General features: G+C 33.8%; 15 protein-coding genes. 7 read left to right on the forward strand and 8 right to left on the reverse strand.

Going from position 1 to position 20,642, the window contains the following annotated elements; translation table 11 throughout:
• Position 1: 1 nt before the first annotated feature.
• Both ACGH6P_RS06455 and ACGH6P_RS06460 read left to right on the forward strand, forming a co-directional pair.
• Entirely contained in the window at positions 2-2,413 is a 2,412-nt protein-coding gene (locus ACGH6P_RS06455) for an McrB family protein (RefSeq protein ID WP_411597018.1), read from the forward strand.
• 5 nt (positions 2,414-2,418) lie between these two features.
• Positions 2,419-3,510: a 5-methylcytosine restriction system specificity protein McrC gene (locus ACGH6P_RS06460; RefSeq protein WP_411597019.1), complete on the forward strand. Its 1,092-nt coding sequence runs from the start codon at positions 2,419-2,421 to the stop codon at positions 3,508-3,510.
• 148 nt (positions 3,511-3,658) lie between these two features.
• Here the strand turns inward: ACGH6P_RS06460 and ACGH6P_RS06465 are convergent, their stop codons facing one another.
• A complete protein-coding gene (locus tag ACGH6P_RS06465) occupies positions 3,659-4,207 on the reverse strand; it encodes a hypothetical protein (RefSeq protein ID WP_411597020.1) in 549 nt (182 codons plus the stop codon).
• A gap of 206 nt (positions 4,208-4,413) precedes the next feature.
• On the opposite strand from ACGH6P_RS06465, the gene treR reads away from it, so the two are divergent.
• The 4 genes from treR (at position 4,414) to ACGH6P_RS06485 (ending at position 9,865) form a co-directional block, all read left to right on the forward strand.
• Positions 4,414-5,382: a trehalose operon repressor TreR gene (gene treR / locus ACGH6P_RS06470; RefSeq protein WP_411597021.1), complete on the forward strand. Its 969-nt coding sequence runs from the start codon at positions 4,414-4,416 to the stop codon at positions 5,380-5,382.
• Positions 5,383-5,555: 173 nt separating this feature from the next.
• Positions 5,556-6,983, forward strand: a complete 1,428-nt coding sequence (gene treB / locus ACGH6P_RS06475) for a PTS trehalose transporter subunit IIBC (RefSeq protein ID WP_411597023.1) — start codon at positions 5,556-5,558, stop codon at positions 6,981-6,983.
• Positions 6,984-7,058: 75 nt separating this feature from the next.
• Positions 7,059-8,753, forward strand: coding sequence for an alpha,alpha-phosphotrehalase (gene treC / locus ACGH6P_RS06480; RefSeq protein ID WP_411597024.1), 1,695 nt, complete (start codon positions 7,059-7,061; stop codon positions 8,751-8,753).
• 518 nt (positions 8,754-9,271) lie between these two features.
• Positions 9,272-9,865 (forward strand): hypothetical protein, encoded by a 594-nt coding sequence (locus tag ACGH6P_RS06485; protein ID WP_411597025.1) that lies wholly within the window; start codon positions 9,272-9,274, stop codon positions 9,863-9,865.
• 316 nt (positions 9,866-10,181) lie between these two features.
• On the opposite strand, the gene ACGH6P_RS06490 is transcribed toward ACGH6P_RS06485, so the two are convergent.
• Positions 10,182-11,246, reverse strand: coding sequence for a DNA polymerase beta superfamily protein (locus tag ACGH6P_RS06490; RefSeq protein WP_411597026.1), 1,065 nt, complete (start codon positions 11,244-11,246; stop codon positions 10,182-10,184).
• Between the two features lie 15 nt (positions 11,247-11,261).
• Positions 11,262-12,017, reverse strand: a complete 756-nt coding sequence (locus tag ACGH6P_RS06495) for a DNA polymerase beta superfamily protein (RefSeq protein ID WP_411597027.1) — start codon at positions 12,015-12,017, stop codon at positions 11,262-11,264.
• Positions 12,018-12,286: 269 nt separating this feature from the next.
• Here ACGH6P_RS06495 and ACGH6P_RS06500 point away from each other — a divergent pair, with 269 nt between their 5' ends.
• Positions 12,287-12,970 carry a JAB domain-containing protein gene (locus ACGH6P_RS06500; RefSeq protein ID WP_411597028.1) on the forward strand — a complete coding sequence of 228 codons (684 nt, stop codon included), beginning with the start codon at positions 12,287-12,289 and terminating at the stop codon, positions 12,968-12,970.
• Between the two features lie 49 nt (positions 12,971-13,019).
• Here ACGH6P_RS06500 and ACGH6P_RS06505 read toward each other — a convergent pair whose 3' ends face one another.
• The 5 genes from ACGH6P_RS06505 to ACGH6P_RS06525 all read right to left on the reverse strand — a co-directional run bounded on the left by ACGH6P_RS06505 (position 13,020) and on the right by ACGH6P_RS06525 (position 19,991).
• Entirely contained in the window at positions 13,020-15,170 is a 2,151-nt protein-coding gene (locus ACGH6P_RS06505; RefSeq protein ID WP_411597029.1) for a P-loop NTPase fold protein, read from the reverse strand.
• A gap of 258 nt (positions 15,171-15,428) precedes the next feature.
• Positions 15,429-17,030, reverse strand: a complete 1,602-nt coding sequence (locus tag ACGH6P_RS06510; RefSeq protein ID WP_411597030.1) for a hypothetical protein — start codon at positions 17,028-17,030, stop codon at positions 15,429-15,431.
• Between the two features lie 40 nt (positions 17,031-17,070).
• Positions 17,071-17,529 carry a hypothetical protein gene (locus ACGH6P_RS06515; protein WP_411597031.1) on the reverse strand — a complete coding sequence of 153 codons (459 nt, stop codon included), beginning with the start codon at positions 17,527-17,529 and terminating at the stop codon, positions 17,071-17,073.
• Between the two features lie 42 nt (positions 17,530-17,571).
• Positions 17,572-18,792, reverse strand: a complete 1,221-nt coding sequence (locus ACGH6P_RS06520) for an RtcB family protein (RefSeq protein WP_411597032.1) — start codon at positions 18,790-18,792, stop codon at positions 17,572-17,574.
• A 56-nt stretch (positions 18,793-18,848) separates the two neighbouring features.
• A complete protein-coding gene (locus ACGH6P_RS06525) occupies positions 18,849-19,991 on the reverse strand; it encodes a slipin family protein (RefSeq protein WP_411597057.1) in 1,143 nt (380 codons plus the stop codon).
• Positions 19,992-20,642 lie beyond the last annotated feature (651 nt).

The following is a 20,642-nucleotide window of genomic DNA, read 5'->3' on the forward strand; positions in this document are numbered from 1 at the left end:
ATTGGAAGCAATAAAAACATATTGGTTTTTAAGCGCTAAATTTAATGGTAGTGAAGACCAAACAGAACGTTTTGTCAAATTAGGTATTTGGGAAAATGGTTACGATAATAAATATTTAAATACTGTACGTGGTATTAGTGTTGGAGATCGTGTTGCAATCAAGTCAACCTATAACTTAAAAAATAATTTACCCTTTGATAATAAAGGTCAAGCTGTTTCAGTCATGGAGATTAAAGCGACCGGTATTGTGACAAAAAATTATGGTGATGGAAAGTTATTAGAAGTTAAGTGGAAAAAAAAGAATTTGAATAAAAAATGGTATTTTTTTACCAATATAGCCACTATTTGGAGTGTTAAAGATGATGAATGGTTATCAAAACAATTAATCAACTTTACTTTCTATAATAAACCACAGGATATTGACTATTTTCGTAATGCGCCTTATTGGCGATCTCGTTATGGAGATAACGATACTAATTTTCGTACACAATTATTTAAATGGATACCATTTTATGAAGCAGTTGCTGATAATTTATTAATTTATCAAAATAAAGAGAAGCGTTCTGAATTAATGGTTTTTATAAATGAACTTGCAATAGAATTTAATCTCTCTTATTTACTTAATAAAAATATACATGATATTTGTCCGTTTACAGCACTAGGTACTTTTAACCGAAATATCAAAGAAATCACACGAAAACAAATAGCAAAAAAGTGGGCGGAATTTCTTAATCTAAATGAATCGATACCCAATTCCTTTGAAGGAATACCATTACTCAATAATCAAGCTTCTTGGTTTTTTACCAACTCCGAAAATCAACAACAAGAGATTGATAATTTGTGGGAATTTTATGCTACTGCACTGAAATTTTCTAATGCTGATGAAAACTATCAAGATGAGTTTGAACAAAAATTTGACTTAGTCATGTCACAACCTTATTGCTCATGGCAATTAACCAATGGTTTATTTTGGATTCGCCCTCATGCTTATGTCGTATTGGATAAGGTTTCAAAAGTTTATCTTACAGATGAATTGGGTTTGATAAAAGATAAGGGATTATCCAAAGGACATTTTAACGGTAATGATTATCTTAAGTTACTTGATAATTTAGCTGTGAGATTTAACGAAGATTACTTTCCTATTCACTCTTTTCCAGAGCTTTATTTAACCGCATTACGTAAATATCAAAGTAGCATATCACATAATGAAAGTTTAATATCAAATAATCAATGGCAATTTAAATTATTACAACTGATTAAGGAGCTTTGTCAAAAGAATGGAACTGATGTTTTTCAACGTAAAGAGTTTCTTAATAAATATCGAGAACAGCTTGAAGAAGAATTTCCTAATAATAGTGTAATAGGAGAATCGGTCAGCAATACATTGCAAAGATTAAGAGATAAGGATTTCTTGCAATTTTTGGGAAATGGAAAATATCGATTACGCAGTGATAATATTGATGAGCAAAATGAAGAAATTATTGAAAGTGATGATGATATCGTTGAACAATTATTAGTTAAACAACCTTATACATTAGAAAGTTTAATTCAAGAAAGTTGTTTTGTCGATGAACAACAATTACAACAGATGTTGGCAAGCTTAAAAATGAGAAAGAATATCATTTTACAAGGTCCCCCAGGTACGGGTAAAACTTGGTTAGCTAAAAGATTGGCTAATATTGTAATTGGCTATAAAGATTCAAATAATATTCGAGCAATTCAATTTCATCCTAATCTATCTTATGAAGATTTTATTCGTGGTTTTCGTCCCGCTAGTGATGGTAAGTTAGCGCTGATCGATGGTCCTTTTTTGGAGATAATTCATCAAGCCAGAAATGATCCTCAATCTAAATATGTTATGGTTATTGAAGAGATTAATCGAGGTAATCCCGCACAGATTTTTGGTGAAATGCTAACACTGCTTGAAGCTGATAAGCGAACACCGAGTGAAGCATTAGAATTGACCTATCGCCGTGAACAAGAAAACGGAATATATATTCCCGATAACTTATATGTTATTGGTACAATGAATATAGCGGATCGATCTTTAGCATTAGTCGATTTTGCACTACGTCGACGTTTTGCGTTTTTTACTTTAGATCCTAATTTTTCAGAAAAATGGTTACGCTATATGATTAAAAAAACAGGGCTCAATAGTAAGCTTCTAGAAGAAATAAAAGAAAGAATGAATGAATTAAATGAATTCATTGCTCAAGATAGAATGTTAGGAAGTGCTTTTGCTATTGGTCATAGTTATTTAACTCATCATAGAGCTATACCGAAAAGTGAAGGTTTAGTGTGGTATCAAAATATTATTGATACAGAAGTTAAACCATTATTGGAAGAGTATTGGTTTGATGAAAAAGATAAACTTAACAAAGCAATGAAACTTATTACGATTGCATATAAATAATCTCAATGAATACTGAATCGACAGCAAAACAAAATACCACATTAAATAAAATACCTATTAGAAACATATGGTTACTTTTATTGTATGCATCAGATTATTATAAAGAGCTTGATAAACAGCAGCGAATAAATTTTGAAGAAAATCCTGAAAAAATTGTTGAGCTGGCTGCTGAGATTTATTGCAAGGCAGTACACAAAGGATTGCGTTATTCATTATCTAACAGTTATCAATCTAAAAAGCAGGTTTTAACACGTGTTAGAGGAAAAATTGATTATTTAATAACCTCACGTAAATTATTACTTGAAAAAGGTAAAATCCATTGTCGATATGATGGATTAACAAATAATACACCAAAAAATCAATATATTCATGGTGCTGCTCATGTTTTATTAAGGCAATTAAATAATGATAAATTGATTAAGCAATGCAAACAAATAACCAATCGTTTTAAAGAGTTAAAAATCGGTAAATCTAACTATTACAACCCTGTTATCGATCAGTTCAATCGATCAAATCCTCATGATAATCTATTAGTTTCGGTGGCTAAATTGGTTCATAGTTTGTCTATTCCAACAGAATTATTCGGTAAAGAAACACTTAATACGTTGGAGAAAACTGATCAGTGGTTAAGAGCATTATTTGAGAAAGCGGTAATTGGTTTTTATCGGGTTAATCTCAATCCAAATGAATGGCAAATCGAGTCGGGAAAAAGGTTTAAATGGCAATGTACCCAATCGACGGACAACATTGGACAGTTTATGCCAGAAATGATTACCGATTTAATTATAGAAAATAACAAAACAAATTCTCGCTTAATTGTGGATACTAAATGTACCTCAATTTTTAATCATAACAGTTTTTCTTTTAAGACAGATCATTTGTACCAACTTTATGCTTATGTAAGAAGTCAAGAAAGAAGTGATGACCGATTATCCTATTCTGCATCAGGTATGCTGTTATATCCAACAACAAATCAATCGATTAATGAAAATACCACCATTCAAAATCATCAGCTATTTTTTTGTACGATTGATTTAAGTCAAGCAAACATGAGAATTAGAGAGTGTTTGCTGTCTTTATTAGCTCAAAGTACATAAGCAATTTACATCAAGATTAGATACCATTAGAATGCATTGATGCATTCAATCGAAAAGTTTATAACCAAGTACCACCTAATATGGAATTCACACATTATCCATACATAAGATAAATAAATTAATAGGATAATATTGATTAAGCAAAGAATTATGGTTCATTAGCCTCAACTTTAGAACAAATAACATAAAATTCATTCGGCTTTGAGTCTTTTTCCTGACCAATAATTATTGTATCAGGGTAAAGTTTATTGTCCGTAATAGGGGTAATAACTTTTCGGTATATGTCTGTATCATTCAAAGGAATGGGTTCTTCACAGCTACGCAATATAGCGTTAGCACCAATCAATTTAGCGAATTTGTGCATATCCCCTTTGGCTTTAGCATAAAAAGATGTGACAAAATTATCGCTTTCATAACGAATCATATTAACCCATACATTCTTGATTTTGATAGGTTGCTCAAAATGGTATTTGATTTCAGTGATATTATCTTGTTGTCTATTTTTTATGGTAATTTTTTGTTTTTCAAGTTCAGCAATGATTTTTTTATCTTCGATGGCAAAAGGCTTTGATTGACATAATAGAGCAGTTTTAAATTGTTCTGTAACGTTAGCTATTTTGGTGTTATCACTTGATGCGTGTCCGGATAAACTGACAAAAAATAAGATATAACCTAACAGTAAACAAAATTTTTTCATGTTTAATAGCTTGTCGTAAAGTGAGATATTGAGTTAAACAGTACTACTAATGACCTGTTAAATTTTAATCTTATTTTACCATTAGACATTAAATTAGGTATATCAATATTTCATGGTTTTTAATATCATCCAAGCAGCTACCATATCGCAATTTTGTTGAAACTATATTACTATAATTTTATTGATCTTTATTCAGCAAAATTATTATGAGCAAGTCATCGAGCCACTTAACCATTAAAGATATTGCCAAACTAAGCGGAGTAAGCAAATCAACGGTTTCAAGAGTAATTAACCATGACCCAATGGTGAAGGAAGCGACACGTAATAAAGTCAATGCAATTATTGAACAATATCAATTTACGCCGTCTAAATCTGCAAGAGCAATGCGAGGTTATGGCAATAAAGTGATTGGTATTATTGTCACTCGTCTCGACTCGATGTCTGAAAATCAAGCTATCAGTAGCATGCTGCCAATATTTTATCAACATGGCTATGATCCGATTATTATGGAAAGCCAATTTAATGTTGAAAAGGTTGAAGAACATTTAGCCATGTTGAAAGATAAGCAGGCTGACGGTGTCGTAGTTTTTGCCTTTACAGGATTGGATAAGGGATCATTGTCTTTCTGGCAAAATAAGAGTGTGGTTATTGCTCGTTCATTCCCTAATCATATGTGTGTTTGTTACGATGATATCGGTGCAGTAACATCTGTACTTGAGCATTTATATCATCAGCAAAAACAGCGTAATATTGCTTTTATTGGTATTGAACAACAAGACCAAACTACCGGTGCGCTACGTTATCAAGCTTATCTGGATTTTTGTCAGCTTCATCAAATAACGCCTAATGCTTGTTTAGGAAAATTAAGTTATCTATCAGGCTATCATCTTGCTCAAACAGTCATTAAATCATCACCTTCTGCCATTGTTTGTGCGACTGAAACGCTTGCGTTAGGCTTACATAAATATCTTCATGAAAAGCAATATAAAAATATCATTGTTGCGAGTATCGGGCAGAGTGAATTGCTCCGTTTCCTTTTTCCACAAACGTTATCTGTGGAGTTAGGTTTTGATAAAGCTGGAACTTATACCGCTCATGAATTACTCCGAATGTTAACCAATGGGGTGGAACTTAAAACGGTGACGATCCCTTGCCAACTGGCTGTTAATAAATAGTAATAACAATCTAACAGTATTATATTTTTTATTAATTATGTGAGATCAATCACAAATAGGGAACGTTCCCATTTATTGTTTGTCTTTTTCAATCTATGCTAAATCCTAATTTAAACATAGCCAATGTATTAATAGCTAATTCGGCTAAATATTTATGATAGGGAGACTTGGAGATGGCTAAAGATCCTAACATCGCCTCAGAATCGATAACCGCATTAATTGATTGTGTGGGTGGAAAAGAAAATATTGCGAGTGTTACCCACTGTTTAACACGATTAAGATTTGCACTGTCTGATCCCAAATTAGCCGATATAAAAGCCATAGAGGGATTACCTTTTGTAAAAGGTTGTTTTAATAATGCTGGGCAGTTTCAAGTTATTATTGGAACGGATGTTGATAGTTATTACAAATTATTGATTGATCGATTAAATATTGATGAAGCGACTAAAGAGCAAACAAAAGCCGCAGCTAAAAAAAATATGTCATGGTTTGAACGCTTAATTTCAAATTTAGCTGAAATTTTTGTGCCATTATTACCCGCACTGATTGCAGGGGGATTATTACTCGGCTTACGTAATGTTATTGGTGACATGCCAACTATAAACGATAAACCGCTTACTGACACTTATACTTGGTTGGTACCTATTCATAGTTTTCTTTGGTTACCTTGTGAAGCGATTTTCAACTTTCTACCGGTAGCCATATGCTGGTCTACAGTCAAAAAAATGGGCGGTTCCCCTGTGTTAGGGATTGTTTTAGGGATAACATTGGTTTCCCCACAACTGATGACTGCTTATGATCTAGGGAAAAAGATTCCCGAAGTGTGGGATTTTGGTTGGTTTACTATTGCTAAAGTTGGTTATCAGGCACAAGTTATACCGTCAATTTTTGCCGGTTTAGCGTTAGGGTGGATTGAAACTCGATTACGTAGAATTGTCCCTAATTACCTAACTTTAGTGATTGTACCAATTGTATCAATATTATTAGCCGTTGTACTTGCGCATTTTCTTTTAGGACCAATCGGACGAATGTTGGGCAATGGTATTGCTTATGTGGTTAAATACCTAATGACGGGCGATTATGCCTTCATTGGTTCGGCTATTTTTGGATTCTTCTATGCACCTTTGGTTATTACTGGAATTCACCATACTACATTAGCTATCGATATGCAGATGACACACAGTATGGGTGGTACACCGATTTGGCCAATTATTGCCTTATCTAATATTGCTCAAGCTTCAGCCGTTGTTGGTATCATTCTAATCAGTAAAAAACATAATGAGCGCGAAGTTTCCATACCTGCTGCGATATCAGGTTACCTAGGTGTAACTGAGCCAGCTATGTACGGTATCAACTTACGCTATAAATTCCCAATGTTCTGCGCCATGATTGGAGCGGCGAGTGCTGGGTTAATCTGTGGTTTACATGGTGTATTATCTAATGGTATAGGTGTGGGTGGATTACCTGGCATTTTATCCATAAAACCGATTTATTGGGGAATTTATGCATTAGCCATGGTTGTGGCAATTGTCGTACCTATTGTTTTAACATCAGTTGTTTATAAAATAAAATTGAAAAAAGGTACGTTAGATATTCGCTAAACATGATTTAATAACCGTTAACCGTTCTATTATGGAACGGTTAATTTATGACAGATGAATAATTAAGAGCAAACAATGAATACGAACGAAATCCCTTGGTGGCAAAATGGAACTATTTATCAAATCTATCCCAAAAGTTTTCAAGCCAGTGGTACTGGTTCAACGGGGGATTTATTAGGCATTATCAGCCGATTGGATTATCTTAAAAATCTGGGCATTAGTGCGATTTGGTTAACGCCAATTTATCCCTCTCCGCAAGTTGATAATGGTTATGATGTATCGGATTATTATGATATTGATCCGGCTTATGGCACGATGGAAGACTTTGAATTATTGGTTAAGCAAGCGCATGAACGTGATATCCGTATTATGATGGATATGGTATTTAATCACACGTCAACAGAGCATCCATGGTTTAAATCCGCCTTAGATAAAACCAGTCCTTTTCGATCGTTTTATATTTGGAAAGATGCAAAAGCTAACGGCTCAGAACCCAACAATTGGCGGTCAAAATTTGGCGGTAATGCTTGGCAGTGGCATGAGCAATCAGGACAATACTATTTACACCTGTTCGCAAAACAGCAAGCTGATCTCAATTGGGAAAATCCAACTGTTCGCCAAGAGATTAAAAACGTCTGTCAATTTTGGGCGGATAAAGGGGTTGATGCATTAAGGCTTGATGTGATTAATTTGGTCTCTAAACAGCAGGATTTTCCGGATGACGTGAATGGTGACGGACGAAGATATTATACAGACGGCCCGAAAATACACGAATTTTTGCAAGAGATAAGCCAAGATGTTTTCCTACCTAATGGTTTAAAAACAGTGGGCGAAATGTCATCCACTACATTAGAAAACTGTCAAAAATATGCCGCATTGAATGGCAAAGAGTTGACCATGACGTTTAATTTTCATCATTTAAAAATTGATTATCCAAATGGGGAAAAATGGACGCTGGCTAAGCCCGATTTACTTGAACTCAAAAAGATACTTGGCTATTGGCAAGTGGGTATGCACGGAAAGGCGTGGAATGCGATTTTCTGGTGTAATCACGATCAACCTCGCATTGTGTCACGTTTAGGTAATGAAGATCAATATCACAGCGAATCAGCAAAAATGCTAGCGATGATTCTTCATGGACTACAAGGCACACCGTATCTTTATCAAGGTGAAGAGATCGGGATGACAAACCCCCATTTTACTCATATTTCGCAATATAAAGATGTGGAAAGTCTTAACATCTACCAAGAAAAAATTGCCGAAGGTATGTCAGAGTCTGACATGTTAGCGATTCTTGCCAGTAAGTCACGCGACAATAGCCGAACGCCAATGCAGTGGGATAACACCGTCAATGCCGGATTTAGCCAAGGTAAACCTTGGATTGAGGTGGCAAACAATTATCCAAAAATCAATGTTAAGGCTGCGCTTGATGATCCCAATTCCATTTTTTATTGCTATCAAACTTTAATCAAATTACGCAAAATGTATTCGATCTTTATTTTCGGTGACTATCAAGATTTGACGCCTGATATTGCTAATTGCTGGTGCTATGTCAGACATTGGAATAATCAAACGTTACTTGTGATAGCCAATCTGACCGAAAATACGGTTAAATGGCAATTACCTAAAGGGTTTGAAAATCGTCATTGGCAAAGATTGCTAGGTAATTATGAAAACCAAACTGTATTAAAGCCAGAAATGGTGTTACAACCTTATGAGGCAATGTATTGGTTGCATCTAAATAGTGAATCGGTTGTATCAGGTTACTAGGATTTGTGCTAAATCATTTTGTTCTATTGGATTAAAAAATATTGAGCAAATTGATAGTAAGAAAATGCCAACTATTGTGTTGGCTTTTTGATTGAAACGCCATAATAAGTTGTTCATCGAAAGTTGTGGATAGTTCATATGGGACATCAATTCCTTTATGTTAGTTAATCAAAATCATGTAAAATAATGGGTAAATCATACTCTCTTTATGTGTAAATCTAACTTTCCTGTTATAAAAAACGGGTTATCAGAACGTCAACTATACCCACTTTAGCAGTAATTAATTAGCATAAGTGATGAATATTAATAATGGGTTATCTTAAGATAAAGTATTATAGAAATTATGATAAATGACCTAATTAGTAAAACTATCGAGAAATAGAGCAATAATACATTCGTTTTATACTAAAAAATATTTTTCAATCATATTCATTGGGATAATTTTGATTTTTAGCATTTGGTATATAAAAATAATTATTATAAAATAATAAATTATAATTCAATGAGTAATAATTCCATTGAAAATAATAGATTTATCATTGTTAAAAAACATAGAAAAAATGAATACAAAAAGAAAACAAAATAAACCTTTAAAAAAATCTTTTATAGAAATTATATTAACAGCACTGGTTTTTGGTGTTTTATTTTGGTCTCTTTTGTTATTAGTTTTTATTTTTCTAGCTGTTATAAATTTATTTATAGGTGTTGATGAATTATTATTTTCAATTCACGGTGTGTGGTTTTTTCCTGCTACTATTTTAGCATGGCTATGCATGACTCCAACTTTCCATATCATAAAGAAAAGCATTATTATTTTACCAAAAATTAGACCAAAAATTTATATTCCAATTTGCCAAGATCTTGAAGTTAAAATCATTAAGGTCGAATATTTCAAGTATCCACCTAAAGGGATACAATGGAAAAGTATAAGACGGATAGGGAAATGGCATCCTATATATATATTATTTATAACTTTTAAAAATAAAAAAGTAAAACTAAAAAAAAGCGTGATAAGTGGGGTATACACACATGACCAAATTGATTATTTTTTACGTAATTTATATTTGTCAGGTGTTCGCTATGAAGTCAAAAATTTACATATACCTGTTTAGTAAAAATTTAGGGATTTATTTCTATATAACTTTAATGATTTGGATGTTTCATTTTTATAATTTGGAACATTTTGGTAATTGATTTCTCTTTCCTTAATTGTATATATTCAATAATTTTTATAGTTGTATCTATTATAATTTATACATCGAAAAAGAGTGAATGATTCAAAATAAATCTCTTGAATTAAATGGTTTGGGTGATAAATATGTTGTTTGAAAGTATAGTGTTTATTAAGAATAAACATCTATAATTTTATTGTTTAGAGATTAAAAAGAATTATTGTAATTTACTCATTAGCTGATTATTTTTTATTACTTACCATCGATTATATAACAACTCCCGCATTTTAATTAACCGAGCAATAATTTCATCTGAATCGGGCTTTTCAGGTAAGGTTGTGGTTAGTGTTGCGGTTTCAATGTCATCAAATAATGATTTGGCCATATTCATAATTTCGTCATAGCTTAATTGACCATTTTTAATTGCGAGCAGTTCGTTTCGATTAGTGCGTTTATTGGTAATGGTGCCTTTGGTCATAATTTCATGAGCAACTTGTAATAAGCGAATGGTATGCATCATATTTTTAGCATCAAAATCATTACCATTTTCAATATTACTGCGATAACGCTGTTCATTACGTTTAGCAACCCATTGCCAGTAAGCCTTATAATCACGACAATGCGATGAAAAACCATCACGATTAAAACTTAAGTAAGCATTTACTGGGGTGTCAACTTTTACTGAAGACAAGCACAGCTCGGTCGAATCATCCTGTTGAATAATACCATGATAACCACAATCCCCTGATGCATCATAAAAAAGGGCATATAAATCTCTACTATGTGGAACATTCACCAAACCACATAAGTGTTGATCAAAACACTTTTCATTTAACCAATTGGTGAGAGGATAAGCATGCTGACCTTGAATAATATAACAAAAATCAAGGACCGTTTTACGCTTCACCTCGACCGGATTATTAATCTTTTTATTCAAACCCTTGGCTTTTTTAATTTGTGACATGGCATAGTGAGCAAAGGTTTGTTTAGTTTGTTGGGATAAAAATAGATCAAGGGTTAACTGCTGCATAATTGGATGCTGATATAAAATACAGTCGGGTGCAGAAGCCAATACTTCTAAAATATTCGGGTTATTTTTAAGTAAAAGCTCTACAAAACGACCTAATTCATAATAGACGATATCATTGGTTTCATTACTAATTTGCGGAATATACTCGAGTCCATAAAATTTATCTTTAGGTAAATAAAACACCCCTTTGATATCTGTATCCGATGTTTCAGTAGCTAATCCGAACGAACGACTACCACTAATCACTTCAAACAAAATGAGATTTTGTGCTTTTAAATCATCAATTGTCATGTCGTATTCCTTTCCTTATTTTAAGCTCATTAACGTTTGTATAAAAAAGCGATCTAATTTATCTGCCTTAAAATGCTGTTCAGTGATAGACTCAACTTCTGCACTGATATCAATCATGGATTGTTCAATGAACGATAAGATTTCTGGCGCAATAGTTATCGATGCTGATTCCACCATAGTTGCTTTTAATCTAATAATATCATAAATTTGCTGGCTTAAATTATCTGGTAATAGTGTTAATAATGGCGCAATTGCCATAGGAGCAATTTGCCGTTTTTCTAAACACCATTTAGCACACAATAAAGGTCTTAACACATAAAACAATTTTTTAACACCAATCTGTTTGCCATTGATAGTTTGCAGCGAGCTTTTAGCAATACCTAAATAGTGATAGATGTTACCACGTGCATTAAAAAAGTCTGCACACAATTGCCATAATTGCTGAGCAATTGATTGATTTTGCCGATAAATAATTGGAGATTGCAACCACTCAAACGGCGTAGTATTGGATTTTCGGATTAACTGTAGGGTCTTTTTCAAATCCCAACCTTGTAAATCCAGTTCGTTGTCTACGGGAAAAGTAAAATGTGATTCAGGATTATCAATGGCTAAATATCTATCCAACGGATGAACATAAATAAAACGTACATCATAATCGCTATTTGGCGAAGGAAACCCCCACGCCCGACTGCCCGATTCGCAGGCATAAAGAATATGGATACGGTATTGTTGTTCTAATTCGGTAATTTTTTGTTTTATTCGCTGTTCCATTTTTATTATTCCTTAATTTTTGACACAATTTAAGCATTTTACTCATTATCATTGATAACAAATTATTTAGAAATGAAAATTTATGATTAGAACCTTCAAATCTGAAAAAAATTAACAAAAAATAAGCTGTAGCATTTTTTTTATTAAATTTGTACATTTAATATAAAATCCATCATACCTATCAATCATGTAGTGGTTTGAGTTAATCACTGCTAAGTTTAAGAAAAATATGCTATATTATTTTTTAAGTGATTTTACAAGGTGATAAAATGGATATTAAATTAACCAAGCATGACAAACGCTATATTGAAGGCACAGACGATGTCTACAGCATTATGCAGCGTGTGTTATTACGTGATAACCAAATCGACCAAGAGAAAGAACATCTTTGGATGATTGGCATGAATCAAGCTGGTTATATCCTGTATATCGAACTGATTGCGCTTGGCAGTTATAAATCGGTCGATGTTGAACCGATGAATGTATTTCGTGTTGCGGTGATGAAAAACGCCTCACGCGTGATATTAGTACATAATCACCCGTCAGGATCGCTGACGCCGTCCGAAGCAGATAAAGATATCACCGATCGCCTAATACAAGTCGGCCGTATTTTAAATATCGATTTAATCGACCACCTAATCATCACCCCAAAAACCTATATCAGCTTCCGCTGTACTAAACTTATGGACGAGTTAGAACAAAGCCTAAAATACGTACCAACCTATCAAGTGATCGAACGCATCCGTAGGGAAGAAAAGTTGATTGCTAAAGAGAAGTTAGCGGTTGAAAAGGATAAGACGAAAACAGAAAAAGCACGTCGAGAAAAAGCAGAGACTGAAAAGAAAATACTGATTAATGCTTTGTTGGATAAAGGTGTTCCCGTTGAAGATATTGCTAAGATTTTGGGGATAACGGTGAAGGCGGTGGAGAGATTGGTGAATAAAACGGAATGATAAAAGAAAGATAAATTGTAAACCGCAAGCTAACTTGCGGTTTCATTATCTATTCCGATGGTTTATTATCTTCAGGGTTATTATGTAGCCACAAAAACTGTTGTATAAAGAGTTCGCCCTCATTTTGATTTTCTCTCTCATAATTTTTTGGATAATCATTTGGTATATCTTGCAAATGTGGAAAATTGTCTCCAATAATTTTAATAAAAATAGACATTTCTAGTTTTTCAGCTAAATCTTTATAATGGCTCCTTTCAAAATCAGTTTTATGTTTACCTGAATCACTCCATGCAGTGGGAACATACGCGGTAAGTAAACGTACAATAGCAATAGGATCTCTAGAAATTAACCGCATAACATACTCATTTACAACATCCTCGTTAACATACTTATGTAATATATAAAAAATATGAGATAAAATTCTAGGATAAGTTATAGTGATATCTTCATCGTGAGACATATTTTGTTGTATGATATTTTTACCTAAATATTTTCCAGTTTGAGTTAAAAATTCATCCGAAAAATGTTCTTCTTCTGCTCTCTCTTTATCGTTTATATTCAACCAGCGTAGAAGTTCCAATTTGAACTCAAGAGATGAAGCAATATCAATACATGTGTAAATTAATTCTGCTCTTTTATCTTTTTCAACATTTTGGATTAAATGCTTTGATAAAATGGCGGATTGTACTAAAGTTGTTGAGAAACTATATAATGTTTCAGGATTAGGCATTAATACACTTTTTTGGGATATTGCAATTGCTAATGGATAAGAAATGTAACTTGAAAGACTTTTAGCTTTATTCCTCAATTTTTGAATAATTTTTTCTGCATTATTATTATTTAATAATTTATTTAATGGATTATCATCTTCGTTAAAAGGTGATTGCCAAGACTCTAATTTTAATAATAAAAAAGATATAGACAAATCAGAAATATCATCATTTGGAATTGAATACGAAAAATATCTTGAAAAATAATTTTCTGAACAAATTCGTTGAGCATTATCCCATGTTGAATACCAATCTGAACCATAACATGTATTACTATACACTTGACTTAACTTGGGAAATAAAAATTTTAATAAATAGATAATTTTTTCTTTATTAATATTATGTTGCGAATCAATTATAGGATTAAGAATATTTTTTATATTCTCTATTTCTGGCTTATTATTTGAATACATACCTTGATAAAAGGTTCCCGTAAAAAATTGCTTATTATTTCTAATGACTTCATATAAAGATGGATAAAAAATTCTAATTCCCTCAATAAGCATTAAATCAACGGGATTAACTTCTCCTTTGAGTATAGGAAGAGAAAATAATAACGTATTACCATAGAGTTTAGCTTTACGAGGTGTACATAATTGCTCATCAAAGGTGATAAAATAGTGTACAAACTCATTAATTTGTTGTTCAGTAAGCTCAATCTCAGCCAAGTCTAAAGCATTATTAATATCATCGTAACAAAATTGTTTTAAAACCTCTTTTTTCACTGCTGGTAAATTTAATGGAATGTGGATGATTTTTTCTAAAAATGCCTCACCGGCTTTATGATTAGAACTCGCATATCTATCTTGTAATGATGAAGCAACAATATCTTTATCAAATGCTAAAATATAGGAGGTATATTTAAAATCGGCTATCAATTTGACGATCTTAAATAATAATTGGATTTCCGCCTTATCTAATCTATCTACATCATCAATCAAAATTAGAACTCGCTTTTGAGATTTTTCTAGCGCTTTTTCAACTCTTTTTTTTAACTCATCCGTATTAATTTTTTTTATAAAATGGCTAATTATATTACCGAGCCAACTCAGCTTTATAGGTGTTCCTGCATGCGGTGCTATGTTTTTTACAAGATCCTTAAAATTATCACTACGTGTAATTAATTTAGTATCTAAGGCCTCAGCGATAGTAAAAAAGAAACCCTTTAATAATTCATCTTCAGATCCAAAACGCCATGGATTAAATTTAATGCAAATAACTTTTTCTTCAGATTTGAGAGATTCTTTTATAAAGTTAAGGACAGACGTTTTTCCATCACCCCATACACCATATAACCCAATTACAAGACTACTTGGATCATCTCTTTTAGCTATTACTTGTGCAACTCTTTCTGAAAATTCCCATCGAGAAAATTTATCATGTTCTTTTAGAAATACTGGAGCATCAGCAGAATAATTTTTATTTTCCATATTTGCATAACCTAAATAATTGTTTAATTGGTTAACTATAATTAGTTTAGCATAACTTCTTTGTGTTATTCTTAATTATACATGTTGATTTAATTAGTCAAAAAACAAAATATCCAAAATTTTTCTTTAACAAATCCATCATATACAAATTAAATATTCGTTCTAACACTGTACATAGTAGAATAAAAAGTCAGGAGCATTGAGTATTTGTGATATTGTATAGATTATTGTAATCGCTCAATACGCCAACTAATATCCCTAAGAATTTAGAGAATTTAATAACGTAATTATGCTTTGTTTGGTTTCTTCATCTGGTTCAATTTTAGCTAACTTTTCGAGTTCATTTTTAAGTTCAGTTGACCAAATCTGCCGATCCCAACCTTCAATAGCTCTCAACGCCATATTTCGATTTCGTACCACAGGGCTGTTTAAACCAATAAATATTAAATCTTCACCAATACCCGGAAATCGATTAAGTTCTTGCAAAATATAATCCAATACACTATGCACTTGATATTCGATGCCAAATCCATGTTCTAACGCCGGTCCGGTTGCCACTAATGAAAAATCATTTTGTTGTTTTGCTAATGTGATAACTTGTTCAATCCGCCGGTTATCATCCGTTTGCATCAAGTAAAACCATTGATCATTTTGATATCGTTTTTGATGTTCAAAACGAGCATCCCATGCATCATTACCCAAACGTGTATAAACATCAGTGGCTAACCAAAACAACGACTGATCATCAGTCTGTAAGCTTTCTTCAACTAAAGGTAACCAGTGTTCTTGTTGTATTAGATCTGTTATTGTTGTTTTTAATTTCGCTTTAATGTCATCATTCCAATTAGGGTAACTATCATCAATTTGATTAACCACAAAATCTTGCATAATCTGGAGTATTCTTAAAGTATTGATATCGGTTAATTGATGCTGTGCTAATTGAGCTAAGTAACATAAACAAACGTTGGCACCTGCTTCATAATCATGCATATCTTCAGCCGGCCCACCCATTATCAACGCTTCAATCATCTCACCCGTTGCCACCAGTAATGCTATATCAACAGATGGTTGTGCTAATGCGGTTTGCAAATCACCGGCAGTTGCGCAGGTATAGGCAAGGTATTCATACATCACGCTATTTTTATACCCTTCTCTTAATAACCAGTTTTTGACTTCCTGAGAAGGATTTTTGGCTAATCGTTCCACTAAGTGAATGCGCCCCCAACCAGTCACTCTTTTTGCTAATGTAAGTAAAGCATTTTCAGCTTCGATCGGCGATGATAATGTATTTTGTAACGCCACCGCTGAGTACAACGTAAACTCTTCATGCATACCAAATAGCAAAAATAATTCTGTCTGCGGGGTATTAAAACGCCCCAGTATGGCAATACTAAATTTAATTACTTCGCGATCTGGGCTATTGAGTAATAACCAATAAGCAAATTCATATAATTTATTGAAGTTAATCTCAGCATTTGTCATTTTACCCGTTAATTCATCAATATAACTTAAAGTGCCTTGCTCTTTAATTAAGGTATACAGTTTAGCAATGTCTTGATTATTGGGTTGTACTGAAACAGCACTAAGTAATGACAAAATTTGTTCAACACATGTTTGTTCAGTTGTTGATGAATGATGATTCATTACACCATCCATCGCGCCTGCTGCCCACTTTATTTTTGAGTTATCATCTGATTCGTCGGGTAAATTTTGCGCTATGTCAGGAAGTTTATCCGCATCTTTATAAGGTAATAGAAACTGATAAATACTTATCAATGAATTATCCCAAACAATCGGAAGCCCGTTATCGTCTTGTATTCTTTTTTTGCTTGTAAACAAGTTTTTTAACCAATTTTTCATTTGTTTTCTCTACTTATTATTTTGTATTTTATGCTAAAACCTAATCATCTAAATCAAGATGCAATAAGTAATAATCATTTTGATATGCAATAACTAAATCACACCAACGTGTTGCATACCAGATAGGTGGTTTCGTTTGAATTTCATATAAATAACATTGATTTAGCTTTATCGGCAACAGTATATCAATAAAACCGGCAATGCCCCAATTTCCGTTTTCTTTGTGCACTGTCGGTGAATAATACTGCTGAAAAAACCATGTATCAATTTGCTGTATAAATTCATCAACCGTGAGCGGTTTAGGGTTTATATGCCATAACTTAGCGTCGAAACATTGTCCTTGTCCATCAGTAATGGATTGAAAGTGATGGGCTAATGTGTCAGTAAAATTCCCTTTATTATTCAGTAATTTCATTGAATAATCGCAATAATGGTTAAGTCCAGCATTCAAACAACACATTGCATTTAGATATCCATTTATGTAATCAAGATTTATCATACCTTAATCTCCATCAATATCGAGGATCGCTCCTCGATAGTTTTATCCCTTCACACACACCACTTGCCTTAATTGATGCACTATCTCAACCAATTCATTTTGCGCGGTCATCACTGCATCAATATCTTTGTATGCCATTGGGATTTCATCAATCACATTAGCATCTTTTCGACATTCAACATGTGCAGTTGCTTTGATTTGATCCTCAATGGTAAATTGCTTTTTGGCTGCTGTTCGGCTCATTACGCGGCCGGCACCATGTGAACAGGAACAAAAACTTTCTTCATTTCCCAGTCCTCGCACAATATAGCTTTTAGCCCCCATTGAGCCGGGAATAATGCCTAATTCTCTTTTACGTGCGGATACTGCACCTTTACGTGTGATAAAAATTTCTTCACCAAAATGTTCTTCTTTTTGAACATAGTTATGGTGACAATTTACTGCCGACATATGGGTAGTAAATGGTTTAGTGATAATTTTCCGCATTGCCAAAATCACATTATGCATCATTGCCTCTCGATTTAGCCTTGCAAACTCTTGCGCCCAATGGACAGCCTCGACATAATCGTGAAAGTGCTCTGTACCTTCTTCCAAATAGGCTAAATCTTTATCCGGTAAGTTTTGGATATGCACTTCCATGTCTTTTTTAGCCATTTCAATAAAAAAACTGCCAATGGCATTACCCACGCCACGTGAACCACTGTGCAACATAATCCAAACACGATCGGCCTCATCTAAACAGATTTCGATAAAGTGGTTGCCGGTACCTAATGTGCCTAAATGACGGTAGTTATTGGTTTTTAAAAAGCGCGGGTATTTTTCCGTCAGCTTATTAAAACCTGGCGCTAGCTGTTGCCAGTACTGTTCGACAATAGCAGGGGCGTCATGCCAGCTACCATAATCCCGTCCTCGGTGTTTTGGGGTAATTCCATGTGGCACCGCTTTTTCAATTTCAGTACGTAATGGTAATAAATTATCTGGCAAATCAGCCGCCATCAACGAGGTTTGTACCGCAATCATACCGCAGCCAATATCTACCCCAACTGCGGCAGGAATAATCGCGCCGCGCGTTGGGATTACACTGCCAATGGTTGAGCCTTTACCTACATGCACATCGGGCATCACGGCGATATGTTTAAAAATAAATGGTAGTTTTGCCGTTTTGGTTAGTTGTTCTTTAGCCTCGGGTTCGACCGGTACCCCTTTAGTCCACATTTTGATTGGCTTGGCGTTTTCTGCCTGTAATAAATTATATTGTGTCATTTTTATTCCTCACACCGCCCTGCGATTGTACATGGCGGCTTAATATTTTCTTTTTATCACGCGCTTTTAGGTTGGATATTTACCAAGCCATGTAACACTTGATCAAGTCCGCCTACTACCGAGATTTTATCGATACGTTCAGCAATGCGTTCTAAAGTTTCCATCTCTTTTAACCGCAAGGCTACTGGGTTATTTTCCATTACTTTGGCGGTGTTCAATAATGAACGGGTTGCTGATGTTTCCTCGCGGCGACGAATCACATTGGCTTGCGCCACTTTTTCCGCCTCGACCACTTGTGATAGAATCGCTTTCATATCGCCCGGTAAAATAATGTCTTTTACCCCTAGTGAAACAGTTTGTAAACCATAGCCATCTAAACGCATTTTGATATGTTGGGTTACCACTTCATCAATAATATTTTTGTTCTCAAGTAACTCATCCAACGTACGCATACCAATCGCTTCGCGTAATCCAAATTGTAATTCACGATACAATAAATCAACCGGCTGCGCAGTTTTTTCAAACGCGGTTAATACGTCAGTATAGTGCCAGTTAGCCACTAAGTTTACCCGCAAATTGACTTTATCTTTGGTTAAAATCTCTTGTCCTGCCACTTCTAAGGCTTGCAGGCGAGTATCCACCATATCAACCGAGATTTCCCGGTTAAAACGCCAATAAGCGGTAATGCTAGCTGTTAATAACTGCTCAATTTTACCGTTCACTTTTAATACCCCGACATGATAAGCCGGCACTTGTGCAATTAATACGCTGTTATCACCGAGTACTTCTTTTTGGCGTAACTTTGGTTGTAGTAATTGCTGTACCATTTCATCACTTAAGGTATACCCTTGGTTTAAATCCACTGTCACCATATGCTGTTTATGGCTATTTTGCCAATATAGGCGTTTAGTACCCGGGGATAAAATTTCAACCAATAGATCGTTTTCATAACGCAAACCAGCCTGATTTGCACCGACTTCCATTGCGATACAGTATTGTGATAGTTGTTGTGGTGTACGTTGTTCTATGGCATCAGCGATACGATCATCAATGCGGTTGTCCCTTAAGTTAAATTTACCCAGTACAATCGTATGTTTAAATTGGCAATAACCGACGATTGATTCTGGCGCAATAATCTGTATTAGCTGGTTATCAACAAATAAAGTCCCAATTTGTTCATGAATAAAGTGATGTAGCACTAGTTTTTCGATATTCACAATGGCGTTATTGCTATTTTTAGCTTCAATCAATTCTTGTGCGATATCGGTTGGCAGTGCATAACCGTCTTGTAATGCCACTTTTTTAATCGCATGTGCTTTGTAGCTTTTCCAATATAAAGCTTTGTTTGTTGGTAAAATGACTTCAACCAATTTTTGCTCTTCATAACGTAAGGCAATTTCGTTTTCAGCTACATCCACTAAATAACAGTGTTGGTTAATAATATTTGGATAGAAGTTGATTAACTGTTCTGCTATGTCGGCTGCAATTTTTGTCTCTGCTAAATTAATCAATTGATAACTTAATATATTTAATAGATCAAAAATTCGGTGTACCCCCGCAGTTAATACTTTTTCAATCTCATTATTTTTAAATAAAATTGCAATTTCATATTTTTTGACTTTAATAGTTTTTATCATTTTACATTTCCTTTTTAGCACAATCAGCAACCGAGTTTGCACAATTGAAACGGGTTAAGTAACGAAATAGCAGGGTGAAGGCTAAAAGCAATAAGAAAAATAGTGCGCCACTTATTGGTATTTAACATTCTGCCTATTATCCAGTTTGTTTACCTTGAAAGTCGTGGTGACCTGACAAGTTAACCGGTTTTTTTTTGCGGATAAGCTTGTTAA

It is taken from the genome of Gilliamella sp. CG25, from assembly GCF_046635705.1.
Taxonomy (GTDB): domain Bacteria; phylum Pseudomonadota; class Gammaproteobacteria; order Enterobacterales; family Orbaceae; genus Gilliamella; species Gilliamella apicola_I.